Annotated in this window: 15 protein-coding genes and 5 tRNA genes; 15 read left to right on the top strand and 5 right to left on the bottom strand. The window is 35.4% G+C overall.

The window, feature by feature from the left end; genetic code table 11:
* Positions 1–37: 37 nt before the first annotated feature.
* Positions 38–1042: a substrate-binding domain-containing protein gene (locus J3U14_RS03670; RefSeq protein ID WP_267350598.1), complete on the bottom strand. Its 1005-nt coding sequence runs from the start codon at positions 1040–1042 to the stop codon at positions 38–40.
* A 428-nt stretch (positions 1043–1470) separates the two neighbouring features.
* Positions 1471–3588 carry an alpha-galactosidase gene (locus J3U14_RS03675; protein ID WP_267350596.1) on the bottom strand — a complete coding sequence of 706 codons (2118 nt, stop codon included), beginning with the start codon at positions 3586–3588 and terminating at the stop codon, positions 1471–1473.
* 235 nt (positions 3589–3823) lie between these two features.
* Here J3U14_RS03675 and J3U14_RS03680 point away from each other — a divergent pair, with 235 nt between their 5' ends.
* The 7 genes from J3U14_RS03680 (at position 3824) to J3U14_RS03710 (ending at position 6214) form a co-directional block, all read left to right on the top strand.
* Complete coding sequence (locus tag J3U14_RS03680) at positions 3824–4438, top strand: TIGR04211 family SH3 domain-containing protein (protein WP_267350594.1); 615 nt, start codon at positions 3824–3826, stop codon at positions 4436–4438.
* Entirely contained in the window at positions 4439–5557 is a 1119-nt protein-coding gene (locus J3U14_RS03685) for a multifunctional CCA tRNA nucleotidyl transferase/2'3'-cyclic phosphodiesterase/2'nucleotidase/phosphatase (protein WP_267350592.1), read from the top strand.
* A gap of 96 nt (positions 5558–5653) precedes the next feature.
* Positions 5654–5730, top strand: a tRNA-Met gene (locus J3U14_RS03690).
* 37 nt (positions 5731–5767) lie between these two features.
* Positions 5768–5852, top strand: a tRNA-Leu gene (locus J3U14_RS03695).
* A 25-nt stretch (positions 5853–5877) separates the two neighbouring features.
* Positions 5878–5952: transfer RNA gene (locus tag J3U14_RS03700), tRNA-Gln, on the top strand.
* Positions 5953–6027: 75 nt separating this feature from the next.
* Positions 6028–6113: transfer RNA gene (locus J3U14_RS03705), tRNA-Leu, on the top strand.
* A 26-nt stretch (positions 6114–6139) separates the two neighbouring features.
* Positions 6140–6214 (top strand) — tRNA-Gln (locus tag J3U14_RS03710).
* A gap of 212 nt (positions 6215–6426) precedes the next feature.
* Here the strand turns inward: J3U14_RS03710 and J3U14_RS03715 are convergent.
* The 3 genes from J3U14_RS03715 to J3U14_RS03725 all read right to left on the bottom strand — a co-directional run bounded on the left by J3U14_RS03715 (position 6427) and on the right by J3U14_RS03725 (position 9903).
* A complete protein-coding gene (locus J3U14_RS03715) occupies positions 6427–7920 on the bottom strand; it encodes a hypothetical protein (protein ID WP_267350590.1) in 1494 nt (497 codons plus the stop codon).
* A gap of 233 nt (positions 7921–8153) precedes the next feature.
* Entirely contained in the window at positions 8154–8954 is an 801-nt protein-coding gene (locus J3U14_RS03720; RefSeq protein WP_267350588.1) for a YdgH/BhsA/McbA-like domain containing protein, read from the bottom strand.
* A 337-nt stretch (positions 8955–9291) separates the two neighbouring features.
* Positions 9292–9903, bottom strand: coding sequence for an NUDIX hydrolase (locus J3U14_RS03725; protein ID WP_267350586.1), 612 nt, complete (start codon positions 9901–9903; stop codon positions 9292–9294).
* Positions 9904–10014: 111 nt separating this feature from the next.
* Here J3U14_RS03725 and J3U14_RS03730 point away from each other — a divergent pair, with 111 nt between their 5' ends.
* The 8 genes from J3U14_RS03730 (at position 10015) to era (ending at position 19434) form a co-directional block, all read left to right on the top strand.
* Entirely contained in the window at positions 10015–12486 is a 2472-nt protein-coding gene (locus J3U14_RS03730; RefSeq protein WP_267350584.1) for a class I adenylate cyclase, read from the top strand.
* Positions 12487–12702: 216 nt separating this feature from the next.
* Positions 12703–13275 (top strand): RNA polymerase sigma factor RpoE, encoded by a 573-nt coding sequence (rpoE, locus tag J3U14_RS03735; RefSeq protein WP_267350583.1) that lies wholly within the window; start codon positions 12703–12705, stop codon positions 13273–13275.
* Between the two features lie 43 nt (positions 13276–13318).
* Positions 13319–13879: an RseA family anti-sigma factor gene (locus tag J3U14_RS03740; protein ID WP_267350581.1), complete on the top strand. Its 561-nt coding sequence runs from the start codon at positions 13319–13321 to the stop codon at positions 13877–13879.
* A 6-nt stretch (positions 13880–13885) separates the two neighbouring features.
* Positions 13886–14872, top strand: a complete 987-nt coding sequence (locus J3U14_RS03745; protein WP_267350579.1) for a MucB/RseB C-terminal domain-containing protein — start codon at positions 13886–13888, stop codon at positions 14870–14872.
* A 155-nt stretch (positions 14873–15027) separates the two neighbouring features.
* A complete protein-coding gene (gene lepA / locus J3U14_RS03750) occupies positions 15028–16824 on the top strand; it encodes a translation elongation factor 4 (RefSeq protein ID WP_065559570.1) in 1797 nt (598 codons plus the stop codon).
* A 20-nt stretch (positions 16825–16844) separates the two neighbouring features.
* A complete protein-coding gene (gene lepB / locus J3U14_RS03755) occupies positions 16845–17846 on the top strand; it encodes a signal peptidase I (RefSeq protein ID WP_267350577.1) in 1002 nt (333 codons plus the stop codon).
* Positions 17847–17851: 5 nt separating this feature from the next.
* Positions 17852–18532 (top strand): ribonuclease III, encoded by a 681-nt coding sequence (gene rnc, locus J3U14_RS03760; RefSeq protein ID WP_267350575.1) that lies wholly within the window; start codon positions 17852–17854, stop codon positions 18530–18532.
* Positions 18529–19434 carry a GTPase Era gene (gene era / locus J3U14_RS03765; RefSeq protein WP_267350574.1) on the top strand — a complete coding sequence of 302 codons (906 nt, stop codon included), beginning with the start codon at positions 18529–18531 and terminating at the stop codon, positions 19432–19434. Before rnc ends, era begins: the two co-directional genes overlap by 4 nt.
* Positions 19435–19559: the final 125 nt, after the last annotated feature.

The following is a 19559-nucleotide window of genomic DNA, read 5'->3' on the forward strand; positions in this document are numbered from 1 at the left end:
TAATATTGAAACGCTTTATTGAATGTTTATTTCTACCTTAGCCTATAGAATTGACAGAATAACGTTTAGTTAATGTTGGGGTAAAAATATTAATTAAGTTATTTGAGGGAGCCTCTCCTTTAGCGAGGGATAAGGCAAGCTCAGCTGCTTGTTCTGCCATTGCTTGTAAAGGATACCGAACCGTTGTCAGTTTAGGATGTAAATAATTAGCCATTAATAAATCATCAAACCCAATAACAGAAATATCAGCTGGGATTTTTAAATCATTATCATACAGGACTGACATGGCACCCGCAGCCATAGAATCATTATAACAGGCTATAGCGGTGATGTTTCGATTCCGTTCTAATAAGGATTTCATGGCTTCTTCTCCACCTATTTCATCAGGCGAAGAGTAGGTAATTAGATTCTGTTCTATCTCGATATTAAATTCACTCAACGCATCTTTATAACCATTTAGTCGATCTGAAGCGTCTGAAATTTCGTGATTCGAACATAAATAACCTATTTTCCTATGTCCATTTTGAATTAAATGTTTGACCGCGATATACGAGCCATAACGGTCATCAAGTGCAATACAACGTGCTTCAAACCCTTTCACTATACGATTGATGATAACCATTCCTGGCACTTGTTGCATCAATTTTATGAGTGTTTCATCGGAAAGTATTTTGGCATGAACAACTAATGATTTACAGCGGTGCTCAATAAGCTGAGTAATGGCATTGTATTCTTGTTTTTCTTTATGGTATCCATTGCCAATTAGCAAAAAATGACCAGTTCGATAAGCTACTTTTTCAACCGTGCTAACCATCGCCCCAAAAAAAGGGTCGGACACATCGGCGACCACAATGCCAATTGTATTAGAGTGTTGTTGAGATAATGCGCGAGCGTTAGCATCTGGATAATAGTTTAATGTCTCCATGGCTTTTTTTACGACTTCACGTGTATTTTTACTTACATTATTTGCATTATTTATAACTCGGGATACCGTTGCAACTGAAACTTCAGCTAAATATGCAACATCTTTTATTGTCGCCATAAAAAAACCTTTTATTAAATTACTATCGCTAAAATAATTACTCAAACTAAATTTATTTCATGTAAATTTTTATAATTTAAGATTGCCAATATAGAGCTATGTAGACTACCAACGAAATAAAAATGAAAAGTATTTGTAAAGCGGGAAGTAATCTGTACTAAAATATCTTTTACTTTACTTACATCTTAAAACTTCTTTTAGTTGATCCAGTTTGTTTCTCTTAATAATTGACTATAACTATTTATTATTCCTAACTAATTATAATAAAGGAAAAAAAACTATTTGCCAATAATTCGATTAAATTCTGATCATGCAAACTTAATTTAATACAAAGGGAAAATTGCATTATGGCCTTTTTCCCCCTTGTTATTTTCAAAAAAATATTAATTTTTTGTAAATTTATTGTGTGCTTTGTAAGTCAAAAGTTTTTATTGAGCTACCACTCTAATCAACATTGCTGTTGCAGGATCTAAAACGGGTAAAGGTAGTCCAATTTGCATTAACCAGTCGCCTGATAATGTCGTTTTGTTGACCATCCAATAAGGTAGAGCTTTCATTACATGTCCATTTATTTTCGGATCAATATTATCAGGTAGATCAAGTATTTCAATCAAATATTGTTTTTCGGGCAGTAGACCAGTCAAGCGTAAGTTACCACTCAAAGCATAAGTTGGTAAGGTTAATTGGGCAATGATAAACGCAGCATCTTTTTTATCTTGGCTTACTACTCCATAACTTTGCATTGCATTGCTGTCATCAACATCCAATCGATAATTGTTACCACTATGCAATAAATTTCGTAATTGTTTATGTAGTCCAATATAATGTGCAAATGCATGCTGTTCAACTTCTGATTCTTTTACGGGGTCAAGTTCAACGCCCATATGACCAAATAAAGCAGTTAATCCCCTAAGATTCATGTTCAGTTCACGATAAGTTGTATGACACAAACCGCCACCAATATGTGCGCCCATGACTTCTGGTGGGAAGAAATAACTCATTCCGCGTTGAATGATTTGTCTGTCTAATGCATCGTTAGAATCTGATGTCCAGAATCGTTGTGTTCGTTTTAATATTTCATAATCTATCCGTCCACCCCCTGATGAACATGATTCGATTTCTACGTTCGGAAATTTTTCTCGTAAAATATCGAGTAAACGATACAATGCTTTTGTTTGTCCAACAATAGCTGGATTGCCATTGTGACCCGCTTGAACAATTTCTCGATTCATATCCCATTTAATATAATCAATATCATAACTACCCAGTAACCATATTAATCTTTCAAGTAAATAATCAAAAACAGCAGGATTTTGCAAATCTAATAAATATTGATGACGTCCTTCTGGTTGTTGATAACCCGATAACTCAAGTAGCCAATCAGGGTGTGCTCGATATAAATCCGAGTTTTTGTTGATCATTTCAGGCTCAACCCAAATACCAAATTCCATGCCCAAATTTTTCACGTGCTCGATAACCGGTTCAAGTCCATTGGGGTATTTTCGTTCATCAAGGTACCAATCACCTAAACCTTGGTAATCGTCATCACGCTTGCCAAACCAACCGTCGTCGATAATAAAGCGCTCAACGCCCATTTGTGCCGCTTTACTTGCCATTTTCATAATGTAATCTGGATTATGGTCAAAAAAGATACCTTCCCAAGTATTAAGATGAACAGGACGTGCTTTATTTTGTGGAAAGGTAATAATATTGTTACGCAGAAATTGATGAAAGTGGTGACTCATTTTATTCAAACCTTCATCACTGTAAGTGGCATATAGCCATGGTGTTGTAAGGGTTTCACCTTGGGCGAGCGATATTTCGCCTGCGCTATATAATGCTTCGGCTTGAATAAAGCGTTTACCATTACTTTTAACCGCAACTTGGATACGATGATTACCACTCCAACCTAAATGAATTCCCCAAACTTCGCCTGTTTGTTCTTTAAACCCTGTGGTACCAACAATCATACCAGGGAAATATTCATGTGAAGTTCTTCCTCGGCGATTTTCTTGTAAATAGCTACAATGTTCAATTTTTGTTCTGTGAGGAAAAAATTCTTTAATCCAGCGTCCACTAAAAGCCATTAATTCTTGTGCACGTTCAGGAATAGGAAGCGTTATTGATAATCGATTGACTGAATAAGGTTCTTCATCTAAGTTGGTCAGGCTATTTTGACATTGTAATACCCCACAATCATCCAAAATAAACTGACTGGTTAAACGTAATTTTGCGATACTGTCTTCACTGATAATTGTTATTTGATTGTCTGATTTTTTTACATCTTTGGTAACAAATACGGGAGACCAATCTTTTCCATTCCTGTGTCCTTCTAATCCTGGCGTACTAAAATTACCTAATCCTTCTTCTGGACAGAGAGTAAAAGGGACGTGAACATCAATGCGTGAATTTGGCACTGCCGGAATAAATAAATCATAATTTTCAATGTGATCATCATGTAATCGTTTACCAAAATAACATAATTCTGCATAGGGTTTTGTTCGAATAAGAATATCTAAATTTTTATTGCTAAGACGGCAGTTCATAATATCTCCCATTGTTAATTGCTTTGCTAAATATAAATTAGCGATTATTCTCTTTTATTTAAATAATAAATTTTTTAATCTGTGATTAAGATCGCATAAAAAATGTAATCGTTTTCAATTGATGAGGCGAATTAAGTATTGGATAATTAAGAAACATAAAATGTAAAATGATTATGCGAAATATCCAATTTTTATGTTATTATGTAATTATTTATGGATGATTAGTTGAAATTTTATGAAGAAACAAAATATTTTTACCTTAATTTCTCTTATTGCAGTTGCTTTTAGTGCAAATGCTGTTGATAAATATGTTATTGATGAGGTTGATGTTTACTTACGTCGTGGTCCTAGCCAACAACATGCTTTCACAAATACGATCAAAAGTGGTTCAAAAGTCAATGCGCTTGAAAGAAGTGCGGATGGTAAATACACTAAGCTGCTGCTGAAAAGTGGCAATGTGGCATGGATCGAAACCAATAAATTAAGCGATACACCAAGCCTTAAAGAGCGTATTCCTTATTTGGAAGCTAAAATAGCCGAATACAAAGATAAAGTTGATAATGCGGATAAATATCAACAGAAATTAGTGACCGACTATGTGCAACAATTACGAACCTCAGAAGAATTAGTTCAGAACTTGAAAAATAAAAATATCGAATTGGAAAAACAAGTAAAAGAACAAGCAGCAATGTTAGACTCAATGTTAAATCAAGTAGATGATAAGCGACGTGACTTAATTGTGACTTGGTTTACTTATGGTGGTCTTGTTGCAGGTGGTGGACTTATCTTAGGTCTTATTTTACCTATTATTATGCCTCGCCGAAGTAAAAAAGACCGTTGGATGCGTTAGATGAGTGAAGTCTATCTTGTTGGTGGAGCAGTTCGGGATAGATTATTAGGTCTGCCAGTTTTCGATCGAGATTGGGTTGTCGTTGGCGCAACCCCCGAAGAACTTATTTCGTTAGGTTTTGAGCAAGTCGGTCGAGACTTTCCGGTATTTTTACATCCAAAAACGAAAGAAGAATATGCTTTAGCGCGTACTGAACGTAAATCAGGAAAAGGGTATTGTGGCTTTATTTGTGATTTCAGTAAAGAAATTACCTTAGAACAAGATTTAATTCGTCGGGATCTCACTATCAATGCTATTGCCATGGATGAGCAGGGGAATATTGTCGATCCTTACCATGGCGTAGATGATATTAATCAAAGATTGTTGCGTCATGTTTCAAGTGCCTTTGGCGAAGATCCCTTACGTGTTTTACGCGTAGCCCGTTTTGCTGCTCGGTATCATCATTTAGGATTTACAATCGCTCAAGAAACAATGGATCTTATGAAAGAGATGATATCCATAGGCGAAATAAGCTATCTCACTCCTGAAAGAGTGTGGAAAGAAACGGAAAAAGCATTAGCCAGCGAAAATCCACAAATTTATTTCCAAGTCCTTGAGCAATGCGGAGCACTTCAAATTTTATTTCCTGAATTAGTGTTAACGACCAATATAATCTATGCTTTAAAAAAATCAGTAAATCTTACCCATGAGTTAACTGTGCGTTTTGGCGTTTTATGTGGTGATTTAATCAGTAAAGATTCCGTTGAACGTTTATGTAAACAGATAAAAGCACCAACTTCATTTTCTAAAATTGCCAAAATAGTTCAACAATACAGAAAGGTTGTTAGTCATATAACAGTGCAAAGCGCTTCACAAATTTTAGAATTATTAAATGGTATTGATGTTTGGCGTCATCCTCATCATTTAAAGCAATTGATTATTGCCAGTGAAGCTTTCAATGAAAGCGCAACTTATCCGCAAGCTCAATATCTTGAACATGCTTATAATTTAGCCTATAGTGTGAATGTGCAAGAAATTATTGCTCAAGGGTTTACTGGACAATCCATTAATCTTGAGTTGCAAAAAAGGCGAATTGAAGTGATATTAAACTGGATTCGCTTGCAACTTAATCAATCATAACTTTTTTTTAAAATATCTAAAAAAAAGGGTTGACGATTTGCCTCAACACAAGCATAATGCGCCTCGCAGTGTTGGTTATGACGTTGCGAATGAAATGGCTACGTAGCTCAGCTGGTTAGAGCACATCACTCATAATGATGGGGTCACAGGTTCGAATCCCGTCGTAGCCACCATTAAGATTAAGTTATACTTTTACCGGAAGTATATCATGCGGGTGTGGCGAAATTGGTAGACGCACCAGATTTAGGTTCTGGCGCCGCGAGGCGTGGGGGTTCAAGTCCCTTCACCCGCACCATTTTAATCTTAATGTTATCCTTTATTGGGGTATAGCCAAGCGGTAAGGCAGCGGGTTTTGATCCCGCCACGCCCAGGTTCGAATCCTGGTACCCCAGCCATTCCAATCTGCATATTTTGATATCTATTAGTTAATCTGTTTTATCTCTGTTTGTTACTTTCTTGAGTATTCCAATACGGGTATGGCGGAATTGGTAGACGCGCTAGATTCAGGTTCTAGTTCCGAAAAGGTGTGCGAGTTCAAATCTCACTACCCGTACCACTAGATATCTTTTTCCTGAATAATATTGGGGTATAGCCAAGCGGTAAGGCAGCGGGTTTTGATCCCGCCATGCCCAGGTTCGAATCCTGGTACCCCAGCCATTTATTCTGCTTTTCTTATTACAAAGAATCAATCGCTTCTATTTTCCAATAAGATCTAAATTTAAATTTCAATAAATTTTGTTCAAATTGGCATCGCTTCAGTAAACTTCAATATTTTATATTTTAAAAAAATTAATTTATCACTATTATTTTTTAAATCATCAGTTCAAATAAGCGTATGATTACAGCAAAATCCTCGAACAGACGCGTTATCATTTAAGCACACAAACAAAATTGATCGGTTCATCTTTCGCTAACCATTCAATCGCACCAATAGATGGCCCCACTGCATATTGATGATTAGTATCTCTTTCTTCCGATGTCCAATATAAAATATTTTTAGGAAAGTTATTACCCGGATAAGCATGGTAATACTGGTTTTGTTCATTGGTGATATCGCCCCATTCAGCAAAAAGACTCTTTCCAACTTTTCGATAATAATGGTTACTCTTGATTGCCAAACAATTGTTAGAGTTGTTATCTGATTTACATGCTCCAGAAGTGATAATTGTTTGATCACTATTGGTAAAGTCTTCAATCGTTGGAACAACATAATTGCCTTGGCAAGCTAGTGCACTTTGGTCATAAGTGGTTGCATTCAAATCAGACGTAGCAAACCATTTATTAATTGTAAAAGTGTATATTTCGTTCCCATTGGACTTGATTGAAAAAGTAGGCTTGTCGGTCGCTTTTCCGGATAAATGAAATTGCAGAGAAGTATTAACTAAGTAGTCATCAATATCATTGTTTTTAAGAAGATTAGTTGTCAGATTTACACCATTTGAATTTGTCGATGTTGAAATGGTGGATAAATCAAATGGAACACCTGCAAAAGACATGGTGAATTGAGCATGGTCAAACCCAGTTGTTGGAAAACCTTTTGAACGCACCTTATTAACCAGACCAGAGTCATACGTGTATTCATTATTTTCACCCCAAGTTTGTTTAGCCCAGTCTCCTGTATAATCCCGACCTTCAAAAACAAATGAGTAAGCAATAGAAGGTTTGGCTGCACATACGGTGGGTCTAATTGCATTATAAATAAAAAAGTCCCGTTTAGGCGATGCATAAACTCTGAAGTTTGGTTCTCCAAATTCGGTCACTAAAACAACAGGGCCTGATATTCGAATATAGGGATTCCAACCTAATCGAGCCAATTCACAAAAAGTTCTATTTCTATCTGATTCCAGCAACAAAAAAGATTGATTGATAGAGCGATAAAACCAATCGATTTTTAATCCTGCATCAGGAGGATTTATTTTAATTGGAATATCACCTTCATCATCAGCAACATTATTCCTATCATCGGCAACTAACAAAGGGTTAAATGGCAGTATAGTCCCCTCTAATCCATAACTGGATTTTAATAGCGCTAACAGTTGATTGGGTGTGGTTGTGTTTGGATCGACGGCGGAAAATCTAGATTGTTTTATCGCCATGTTTAGCTCATTCATTCCCGAATATGTTGCACCTTTGAATTTAACACCAAAATAAATAAAATTTGCTTTATCGTAATCACGAGCACCTTCAACCCCTACTTTGTCAGCTTGAGTAAAATAAGGCGCAGTGCCTTGAATAACTTGCGCTGTTTTAGCACTGAGTGCATCAGTTGTTGAACTAACAAAAATGATGACAAAAGAACTGTGTTTTAATATTTTTTTCGTAACATTGATATATCGTTTAATCCTAACATTTTTTAATAACATACGTTTCCCAACCGTTTTAATGCAGTGATTGAAAATGAGAAAAATCAGGTGTTTCTTAAAATTATGTTTTGTAATGAATTTAGATATATGTTTTTAACAAATAAATTATTAAACAGATAAAGGTTGGCTATTTAAACAGCATTATTCACTATTTAAGTATTGTGTGATTTTATGTTTTCCACGGGTTAAAGTGATTGAGTTCTCTAACACGTGGAAAATGCAATTAAGATATTTTATTTATATAAATTAACATAAACTGTTTGTGCTGTATTGGCTGGGTTGGTTGATACCTCTTTCACGTAATAAAATTGAGCGCCATTTGCAATTGCATGTTTCTGTGCAGCAGCACTTATTTCAGTAGTGTTGTTAAAGACGCCATGGAAAACAATTGTGGTATAAGGTTTCATCGTTTTAAATGCATCACTACTGATTTCATAAGCATCTTCACCTTCAATTGCTTTGGTAACGATATAATCTCTTACTGGCGCATCTTTTTTATATAAAGCCACTTCAACATCTTGAGATTGATTTTTTAGATTAGAAGGCTCGATAGAGCTGATATAAAATGCATAAGCATCTTTATCTGCTGCGATTTTACTTGCTTCAGTGGTGATTTCAGATGTGTTGTTAAAACTTCCTTTAAATTTGACAACTTCAAATGGCAAATAATAAAGTGCTTTGTTACGTTCATAAGCAACTATACCATTATAAGTTGTTTCTTCTTTATTTAATGCAATCGGTGCATTAGATTGATAAATATCAGCATAGACAATAGCAGAATCAGCTGAGCTTGATGTTTCTGCCGCTTCAAGTGCTTTAATATGATAATACTTAGCTCCAGCTTCATCGGCTGCTTTTGAAATATCATCTTCCGCATTTTGCGCTTGCAAATAATTACCTGTTACCGAAATCTCTTTCATTGGAATTAAATTACTACTTTCTTCATCGGTTAAAGGTAAGGCAGCATAAACACTAACGAACGGTAACGATAATACTACAGCTAATGCGATCGATGATTTATTGAAACGTTTCATGATAATACCCTTATTTTTTAAATGATTGAAATTAATAATCAATGTTTAACAATTATTCAATGGGTAGAGATGAAATCTTTAATAGAGAGTGTAGAAATCTTAAGTAGCTCTCAGATGTTGTCTTTTTTTAACTTTCAAAAGTGTTCAGACGTAAAGTTGTTAACGAGAGATAAATTAAACAACGCTATCTATTTAAAATATTTACTGAGTGATTCTCAAGGATTTTTTGTTACATGGACATATTGTTTAGCATTAATTGCTAAAATTACTACAAATTGCTACAAAAAAAGCTTTAATTAAATGAATAATTAGATTGGTTTCGAGTTATCCATTTTAACTAACGACTAATTGTATTGATAAAATTAGATAAAATTTGGGCAGTTAATCCCCAAATAATACGATTATTATATGAATAATACAAGATATTATGCTCCGATCTTTTTTGCCAGTCAGAGCGGATATTTGGTAATAGATGAAAAGGAAAGTTATCTGATGGTTTATGCCCGATTAGCATTACAGCTTGTTGCGGGGGATTTTCAATAAACCAATCAATCGGTACGGTAAATATTTGTTCGACCTCATCCCGATTAAGCTGTAAATTATCAAGGGAATCTATTTTTGCAACAAACGGATAAATGACTAGCCCCAATGTGGCGATAAATTTAGGCATTTTTCCTAAAATAGTCATTTGACTCATTGGGATACCTAATTCTTCAAATGTTTCTCTTTTTGCGGTATATTCTGGATCTAAGTCAGTCAATTCTACCCGACCGCCAGGAAAACAGATATCGCCTGGTTGCCATTTAAGTTTGTTCGATCTGACCTGAAATAACAATTGAGGTTGTTTGCCATCGTTAATAATGGGTAAAAGTACTGCAGCTTTGTTATCAATCGAGCTCGCGTTACTATTTGTTTTAAATTGATTCGTAATTTTTTCTATTGTTATCATAATAGTTCACTTAACAAATTTTTATATTTTTTATTCTATTTACCTTCTACTCATAAAATGTTAGATTGAGGCAGTCCGTTAGTAGTACACGTGTTTCATCCAGATAAAGTTATGCTATATTATATTAATAACATAAAAAAAGAACTTAAAGATCTTGTCCATCTAAAACATGAACGTGCTTTGACTGGGATGTCAATTGAGTTTCAACGTGTATTTTCTTTGCTACCCGCCATTTTTCATTTTCATCACCCTAAATTGCCCGGCTATCTTGCTGAAGATACTCCATCAGGAATCGCTTATTACCAGACAACCGATGAGATTTGTTTGCAACTCAAGAACTGTTTTGAATTTGAGGCTATTCCAAATGTGAACAATCCCGAAATATCGGCACTCTACTCCATGGGTAGTACATGTTCCATTGGACAATCAGTCGAATCCGATTTAGATATTTGGCTTTGTATTGAAAATAATTTATCCGAAAAAAGAAAGCAAGCCTTAATTGAAAAATGTCGTTTAGTCGAAAATTGGGCTAAAGAACAAAATGTAAAATTAACCTTATTTGTCGTTGATGTGGATCGCTTCATCAATAAACATCATGAATGTTTAATGGGGGAAAATTGTGGTTCTGCGCAACACATTTTATTACTTGAGGAATTTTATCGAACAGCCACACTATTAGCAGGAAAATATCTGTTATGGTTTGTGGTGCCCTATAACTTCACCGTGAATAACGTTAGCTATTCGACTTATGAACAGTGTGTGAATGCTTTGGTTGATTCAAAGCTAATTAAGCGGGAAGAGTGGATCGATTTTGGACCTTTAACAGGTCTTTCTGCTGAAGAGTATTTTGGAGCCAGTTTATGGCAACTCTACAAAAGTATCGATTCTCCTTTTAAAGCGGTGCTCAAAACGTTACTACTAGAAGCTTATTCTTGGATATATCCGCAAAATAGACCCATAGCTTATGAAATGCGAGAATGTATCCAAAAATCGCTAACTCAAAAGGGAATAAATTTAGATTCTTACTATATGCTTTTAGATAGGATCACTCAATATTTAATCGAGATTAAAGATTTTGAAAGGCTGGATCTGATCAGAATCTGTTTTTATCTAAAAGTAAACGAAAAACTTTCTCAAACAAAAAAAACTGTTTCATGGCGTCGGGACGTTTTGAATGATCTGGTAAAAGAGTGGGGCTGGACGTCAGAGCGTTTAGCTAAATTGGATGCGAGTCATACTTGGAAGATAGAGCAAGTTCGAGAAATGCATGAAATATTACTGCAAACCATGATGACAGGATACCGAAATTTACTTAATTTTGGGCGCCGTAATAATTTGGATTCTCTCATTAGTCCACAAGATATGGCAATATTAACTCGTAAGCTTTACGCTTCTTTTGAAGTATTACCCGGAAAAATAACGACGTTAAAGTTAAATATTGCTAATAATTTGCAAGAACAAGCATTAACGTTTATCCACGTAAAAGAAGATAGAATTAATCGTGCTGGTTGGTATGTGTATAATCAAAAACCGGTATTAAACTCAATTTCAGGTCATCAATATTTAGAATATAGTAAATATCTGGTTAAACTAGTCGGTTGGTGTTATTTTAATGGCTTAATCTCAGATAAAACTCAATTTTACTGTCATGACGGTGAAAAAAGAGATAACTCGAAAATCAATAAATTAATTGAAAACTTAAAAGAATATTTTCCTATAGAAATTCCAAAGGCGACGGAAGAACAGTTATATGGGCCTTGTGAAATTCGTCATTTAGCAATCATGTTAAATCTTGAAGATGATCCTAGTACTAATCTAGATTTTGAATTTGAGTTTAGCAACAATGTGTTAAATTACGGAAAAAAAGAGTTAAGTTTAGTGGGATCGGTTGATTTGCTTTATCGCAATTCATGGAATGAAATACGTGTACTACATTTTAGCGGAGCGTTGTGCGTACTGGAAGCGATTAAAACGTTATTAAATCGCATGCACAAAGATGCGGATTTACCTAATCCTATGGAAATTTTTTGCTACAGTAAATATTTAGGTAATGAAATTAAGCAACAAATGAAAACATTAATGGATGAGTGTATAGAATTACGATTAACCACGACACAAAATAATTCGACACAGGTTAAACCATTACGGATAGGTGGTTCTTCATGGTATCTCTTTTTTGAAAGGTTAGGGGTCTCTTTTCATCAGTTTGATAATGCAATCGATTTTTATGGGGCAGTATCGAACAATAAAGTACAAGGTCGCCCGTTAAATATTTTGGATCAAACAAATGAGTTACCAAAAGAAATTGACAGTGTTGCCTATGAGGGAATCATTCAATTCTTTTTTGAAGATACCGATTCAGGATTCGATCTTTACATTTTGAATGAAAATAACCAAATAGAAATTTACCGTAATTGCAACGGCACAAAGGAGAGTATGGTTAAAGATATAAATGATTTTTATGTGCTATCCGATGATCGTTTTACCTTTAAAACGAGTAGTTCAGTCAATTTTAATCTACCTCAATTCTACCAAATCACCTATAATGATGCTGGTAAGCGTGAGATCTTTTTATTAAATTAGCATTATTTAAAATGTCATTACACAATAGTGTTATGAAAAATAGTTAAATAAATCAACTGGTTTTAATTTTAAAAAACTTTAATCTAATTATTAATAGATCCCAAAATAAAATTTCTATTAAAATAATGGAACTTTTTTTTAATTTAAGAATCTAACTGTGTGAGTGCAGCGTTTTGGCCGAGCAACAGTTATTAACATAATGAGGAATGGCCTTTAATGGGGGAGCAAGTAACAGACCAAGTTTTAGTTGACCGTGTATTAAACGGAGATAAAAATGCGTTCAATTTACTTGTGGTTCGTTATCAAAATAAATTGTCTCACTTGGTTTCTCGTTATGTACTCGCTTCTGAAGTGCCAGATGTTGTACAAGAAACCTTTATCAAAGCTTATCGTTCGTTAAGCTTATTTAAAGGGGAAAGTGTTTTTTACACATGGTTATACCGCATAGCGGTTAACACAGCAAAGAATTATTTAACGTCTCAAGGTCGAAGACCACCTTCATCGGATATTGATGCAAGCGAGGCGGAAAGTTATGAAGGAGCTGATTCGCTCAGGGATCTTGATAATCCTGAGAATTTAGCGCTTTCTGATGAAGTTAAAAAAGCCGTATTTGAAGCAATTGATGCGCTTCCTGATGATTTAAGAATAGCAATTACATTACGTGAAATTGATGGTTTAAGTTATGAGGAGATTGCAGAAATAATGGATACGCCGGTTGGAACAGTGAGATCACGCATTTTTAGAGCAAGAGATGCGATTGATGAAAAATTAAAACCATTAATTGGTTGAATACAAAATGATAATGAGTAGTCATAAATTTAAGGTATCTACTATGCGAATTGAACAGAAAGAGCAACTTTCATTGCTTATGGATGGCGAGTTTACAAGTGATCATTTCATTGATGAAATATCAAATGATGAAAGCCTTCAATCATGTTGGCATCGCTATCATATTGCCAGAGAAGCAATGCGTGGTGACTTGCATAGTAGCGCATTAACTTTGGATATTTCTAAACAAGTGGCAAACGCCATTGCTAAAGAAGATATCTATAACAAATTAACCAATCAACCTAATCAGGATGAAATATCGCGACCAAATAAACAAAATCTTATTTGGATTCGTCTCAAAGACGTCATGGCAAAAGTCAGTCAAGTTGGTCTTGCTGCTTGCGTTACTTTAGCGATTATTGCGGGTGTACAATATCAACAACGTCAATCTGATAGTGATAGTAATATCCCAACTTTAAATACCATCCCTGTTGGTGTCAATGTTGCGCCTGTTGGAGGACTACAGCAACAGAATGATCAGCAACTTCTAGAAAAAAGACAATATGATAAAATCAGATTACTTGTACAAGATTATGAACTGCAAAAAAGGTTAAATGCTCAGTAATCCGAAATGAAATTAAAATTTTATTCAAATTTCCAAACAATGATAAAACAGAGTAGCTATATATTTGCTAGTCTGTTTTTTCTGCTAATGTCCCTGTCAATTCAAGCTAGTGAAAATAATGATCCTGTCGCTCTGCTTAATAAAATGAGCAAGGCAGTGCAAACTCAAGATTATCAAATTCACTTCTTATCACAAGATAAAAATCAATACGTTACCACATATGAATACACGCATTTAGGTGCGGAAAATAAAAAAGATGTCAAAGCGTTGTTACTTTATCTTGAAGGTGCTGCGAGAGAAATTATTTTACATGAAAACGTCATTAGCTACTTCCAACCGGATAGCGAGTCTTTTTCGATAAGCAGTTCACGAATTGTTGAGGCTTTCCCAGATATTATATATAACGATTTTAATGAACTTACCGATGTATATGACTTTACTTTATTAGGAAAAACACGGACAGCAAATCGTAGCGTACAATTGGTTAAAATGGTCGCAAAAGATAAAGATCGTTATAGCTATGTTATTTGGGTTGATGATGAAATTTACCTACCGATTCGTATAGATTTATTAGATCAACATAGCGAAATTATCAGCCAACTTAAAGTAGTCGATCTCGACGAAAATTTTGATAAAAAAGCAGTAAAGGAATACATCGAAACTCGAAGCTACCCTATTTTATTATCTATTGAAAAACAAGAAAACGTACTCGATTCATGGCGATTAGCATGGCTACCTAAAGGATTTAAAGAAGTGGCAGCATATAATGTCAATTTTTATAATTCAGATATAGCCACAAAGCTTTTTTCAGATGGCGTTTTTTCATTTACGGTCAATGTTTCTTCCGAAAAAGCAAATCAGGCTAATCAGTTTATCCAACAAGGTGGACGAACCATTTTTTCAACCAATATTGCTAAAAAGAATATTATCATTATTGGTAATCTACCGCGAACGACTATAGAACGTATTGCACAAAATATTATTGAGAAATAGTGGTTAACTTCTCGATAACGCTATGCTTAGCAGTGATAAATGTGTAAAATGCTACTCTTTCTAGCTTTATAATTATTATGAGATACTGTTTATCACTATTCGGTATTTAAATAGTTAATTGTTTACAACTAAAATACAAAATATAATTTATTGATATGAATAAAAATATCCGCAATTTTTCAATTATTGCTCATATTGACCATGGTAAATCTACACTTTCAGACCGCATCATACAAATTTGTGGAGGCCTTTCTGATCGTGAAATGGCAGCACAAGTTTTAGATTCAATGGATCTTGAACGTGAACGTGGTATAACAATTAAAGCACAAAGTGTTACGCTCGATTATCATGCAAAAAATGGTGAGACATATCAGCTTAATTTTATTGACACCCCCGGTCATGTTGACTTCTCTTACGAAGTATCGCGATCGTTAGCGGCTTGTGAAGGGGCGTTGTTAGTGGTTGATGCAGGTCAAGGCGTTGAAGCACAAACTCTGGCAAACTGTTATACCGCTTTAGATATGAATCTTGAAGTTGTCCCAGTGCTAAATAAAATTGATTTGCCCGCTGCTGAGCCGGAACGTGTGGCAGAAGAAATCGAAGATATTGTTGGTATTGATGCCTCTAATGCTGTTCGCTGTTCAGCAAAAACAGGTGTGGGGGTTATTGATGTACTCGAACAATTGGTTAATGATATTCCGCCACCTGAAGGCGATTCAAATGCACCTTTGCAGGCATTGATAATTGATTCATGGTTTGATAATTATCTTGGTGTTGTGTCTTTAATTCGCATTAAAAATGGTGAATTAAAGAAAGGGGATAAAATCAAAGTGATGAGCACAGGTATGACTTACAATGTTGATCGCCTTGGAATATTTACCCCAAAACAAGTCGACAAAACCTGTTTACAATGTGGTGAAGTAGGTTGGGTTGTCTGTGCAATTAAAGATATTTTAGGGGCTCCTGTTGGTGATACATTAACATCTGCTAAAACACCAGCAGAAAACCCATTACCGGGGTTCAAAAAAGTAAAACCCCAGGTTTATGCTGGGTTATTCCCGACTAGTTCGGATGATTATGAAGCCTTTCGTGATGCACTTGGAAAATTAAGCCTAAATGATGCATCGCTATTTTATGAGCCAGAAAACTCAGGTGCATTAGGGTTTGGTTTCCGTTGTGGTTTCCTTGGATTATTACACATGGAAATCATTCAAGAGCGGTTAGAGCGTGAATACAACTTAGATTTGATTACGACAGCGCCAACAGTAGTTTACGAAGTGCTGACAACGTCAAACGAGATAATCTATGTTGACAGCCCTGCTAAATTACCTGCTGTTAACAATATTCAAGAATTGCGTGAGCCTATTGCCGAGTGTAACATTTTGGTACCACAGACTTATCTTGGCAATGTTATTACACTTTGTGTTGAAAAGCGTGGAGTACAAACGCATATGGTTTATCATGGAAATCAGGTGGCGCTAACCTATGAAATCCCTATGACCGAAGTGGTTTTAGATTTCTTTGACAAGTTAAAGTCAACTTCTCGTGGTTATGCTTCATTGGATTACAGTTTCAAACGTTTCCAAGTTGCCGATATGGTCAGGTTAGATGTACTTATTAACGGAGAACGTGTCGATGCGTTAGCGTTAATCACTCATAAGGACAATGCACCTTATCGCGGTCGCGAATTAGTTGAAAAAATGAAAGATTTAATTCCACGTCAACAATTTGATATTGCTATTCAAGCAGCAATCGGAAATCATATCATTGCTCGTTCAACCGTTAAGCAATTACGTAAAAATGTATTAGCAAAATGTTATGGTGGTGACGTTAGTCGTAAGAAAAAACTTTTACAAAAGCAAAAAGAGGGTAAAAAACGCATGAAACAAGTGGGTAATGTTGAATTACCACAAGAAGCGTTTTTAGCTATTTTACATGTCGGTAAAGATTAACCAGTAAAAGAGGAAAAAAAATGGCTAATACATTCGCCATCATATTAACAATAGCAACATTGATAACAGGTATCTTTTGGTTTTTAGAAAAATACCGCTGGAAGCCTGCAAGACAGCGTAAAGTTGAGGAAGTCCGTAAACAATGCAATGGTGAAATCGATGGAAAAGTGCTGGCTCAAGTCGGTAAACCAAAAGGTTGGGTAGAGAATTTAGCCTCATTTTTCCCCGTTCTTTTTGTTGTATTTTTCATCCGCTCGTTTCTATATGAACCGTTTCAGATTCCGTCTGGTTCGATGATGCAGACACTTTTGATTGGTGATTTTATTGCTGTTCAGAAATATTCTTATGGATTGCGTGATCCCATTACTAATACGGTCATTATATCGACAGGGCACCCTAAACGCGGAGATGTTGCTGTTTTTAAACACCCAGATGGTTCAAAAATGGATTTAATTAAGCGTGTAGTTGGCTTGCCTGGTGATAAAATTGTTTACTCAGTTCAAGACAAAAAACTCTTTATTTATCCTGCTTGCCAAAGTAGTGATACCAACTGTGTAGGGCAAAAAACGCAACCACTGGATTTACATTACAGTGAACCAAAATTAAGTAATTGGAAACAAGTTTATCAGCAATTCAAATCAGGGCCTAATTTTTATACTTTAGAACAGTATAAAGAAAAAGGGATTGCTGATTCAAACTCTGTCGAATCATTAAATATAAACATACAGCAAGAAACACTGGGTGATAAACCACACGATATTTTAACAACGGAAAACATAATTGAAAAACCCGAATACTTCTTCCATCAAAATGGACAACCGCTTGCGACTTGGGTTGTACCGGAAGGCAATTACTTTATGATGGGTGATAATCGTGATAACAGTGGCGACAGCCGTTATTTCGGATTCGTGCCTGAATCAAACTTCGTTGGTAAAGCGACAGCAATATGGATTAGCTTTGAAAAACAACCCGATGAATGGCCTACGGGGATTCGCTTTAGCCGTATTGGAGGCATACACTAGTCGCCATGAGTATTAAAAATTTAAAATCTTTGCAACAGTCGATTGGCTATCAGTTTCAAAACCTTTCGTTACTTGAATTAGCCTTAACTCATCGAAGTGCGAATAAACGACATAACGAACGCCTAGAGTTTCTAGGCGATTCTATTTTAAGCTTTGCCATTGCAGACGATCTTTTTCATCGATTTAAGCAGCAAGATGAAGGCGATTTAAGTCAGATGCGAGCAAGCTTAGTTTGTGGCACAACATTGGCTGAAATAGGTAAAGCATTCAATTTAGGAAATTATCTGACCTTAGGACAAGGTGAATTAAAAAGCGGTGGTTTTCGTCGGGAATCAATTATCGCTGATGCAGTTGAAGCCATTATTGGTGCGATCTATTTAGATAGTAATATTGAAAATGTCAGGCGATTAATACTGTCTTGGTATCAGAGCCGGTTAGCAGAAATTAAGCCGGGCGTGAAACAAAAAGATTCAAAAACAAGACTTCAAGAATACTTACAAGGTATACATCAAGAACGTCCCTGTTATTTGATCCTTGAAGTTACAGGTGATAAACACGAGCAAGAATTTTTGATTCAATGCAAACTTGAAAATGATGATCATCAATATTTAGGGCGAGGACTTAGTCGCCGTAAAGCCGAACAAGCTGCTGCTCAACAAGCACTCAATCAATTAGGTATAAAATGAAAGAAACAACACAACATTGTGGATTCGTTGCCATTGTAGGTCGACCAAATGTCGGCAAATCAACATTATTAAATCAATTATTAGGTCAAAAAGTTTCAATTACCTCGCGTAAAGCTCAAACAACACGTCATCGTATAGTGGGCATTGATACTCAAGGTAATGACCAAATAATTTATATCGATACACCCGGTCTTCACATTGAAGAAAAAAGAGCGATTAACCGCCTTATGAATCGAGCGGCAAGTAGCTCTATTGGTGATGTAGAGTTGGTGATTTTTGTCGTTGAAGGTACGCACTGGACCGATGATGACGAAATGGTTGCCAATAAACTGAAAGATTGTAAATCGCCTGTTTTATTAGTGATCAATAAAATTGATAATGTTACCGATAAAACCCAATTGTTACCTCATATTCAAGAAATCAGCCAAAAAATCAATTTTCTTGATGTCGTACCAATTAGCGCTGAAAAGGGTGAAGGCATTGATATCATCAAAGATATTGTGAAAAAACATTTACCGGTTGGTGAACACCATTTTCCAGAAGATTACATTACTGACCGATCGCAACGGTTTATGGCATCTGAAATCATTCGTGAAAAATTAATGCGTTTTTTAGGGGATGAATTGCCTTATTCGGTAACCGTTGAAATCGAACAATTCAAAGTTGATGAACGAACAGGCATGTATCGAATCAATGGTCTAATATTGGTCGAACGTGATGGTCAAAAGAAAATGGTTATCGGCAATAAAGGTGAAAAGATCAAAAAAATTGGGATGGAAGCGCGTAAAGATATGCAATCTTTTTTTGATACCAAGGTTCATTTAGAGTTATGGGTTAAAGTCAAAGCGGGTTGGGCTGATGACGAGCGTGCATTACGCAGTCTTGGCTATAGTGACGATTAAACCTTATTGCTTGGTTATTTAATGAGTTATCAATTTAGTTTAGGTTATTCCGCTTTATTGATAACTCATTTTTTAACCAAATAAATTTTATTGCGATAGGAATACATTAGAACTACCTATTTATC

Source organism: Gilliamella sp. B3801, from assembly GCF_026536645.1.
GTDB classification, from domain to species: Bacteria; Pseudomonadota; Gammaproteobacteria; order Enterobacterales; family Orbaceae; genus Gilliamella; species Gilliamella apicola_I.

Bases quoted from the DNA above. Each gene is read 5' to 3' on its own strand.
- lepA (WP_065559570.1), top strand. From the start codon at position 15,028: ATGAATAAAAATATCCGCAATTTTTCAATTATTGCTCATATTGACCAT.
- J3U14_RS03685 (WP_267350592.1), top strand. From the start codon at position 4,439: ATGAGTGAAGTCTATCTTGTTGGTGGAGCAGTTCGGGATAGATTATTA.
- era (WP_267350574.1), top strand. From the start codon at position 18,529: ATGAAAGAAACAACACAACATTGTGGATTCGTTGCCATTGTAGGTCGA.
- J3U14_RS03725 (WP_267350586.1), bottom strand. From the start codon at position 9,903: ATGATAACAATAGAAAAAATTACGAATCAATTTAAAACAAATAGTAAC.
- J3U14_RS03740 (WP_267350581.1), top strand. From the start codon at position 13,319: ATGCGAATTGAACAGAAAGAGCAACTTTCATTGCTTATGGATGGCGAG.
- J3U14_RS03670 (WP_267350598.1), bottom strand. From the start codon at position 1,042: ATGGCGACAATAAAAGATGTTGCATATTTAGCTGAAGTTTCAGTTGCA.
- J3U14_RS03730 (WP_267350584.1), top strand. From the start codon at position 10,015: ATGCTATATTATATTAATAACATAAAAAAAGAACTTAAAGATCTTGTC.
- J3U14_RS03720 (WP_267350588.1), bottom strand. From the start codon at position 8,954: ATGAAACGTTTCAATAAATCATCGATCGCATTAGCTGTAGTATTATCG.
- lepB (WP_267350577.1), top strand. From the start codon at position 16,845: ATGGCTAATACATTCGCCATCATATTAACAATAGCAACATTGATAACA.
- rpoE (WP_267350583.1), top strand. From the start codon at position 12,703: ATGGGGGAGCAAGTAACAGACCAAGTTTTAGTTGACCGTGTATTAAAC.
- J3U14_RS03715 (WP_267350590.1), bottom strand. From the start codon at position 7,920: ATGTTATTAAAAAATGTTAGGATTAAACGATATATCAATGTTACGAAA.
- rnc (WP_267350575.1), top strand. From the start codon at position 17,852: ATGAGTATTAAAAATTTAAAATCTTTGCAACAGTCGATTGGCTATCAG.
- J3U14_RS03745 (WP_267350579.1), top strand. From the start codon at position 13,886: ATGAAATTAAAATTTTATTCAAATTTCCAAACAATGATAAAACAGAGT.
- J3U14_RS03680 (WP_267350594.1), top strand. From the start codon at position 3,824: ATGAAGAAACAAAATATTTTTACCTTAATTTCTCTTATTGCAGTTGCT.
- J3U14_RS03675 (WP_267350596.1), bottom strand. From the start codon at position 3,588: ATGAACTGCCGTCTTAGCAATAAAAATTTAGATATTCTTATTCGAACA.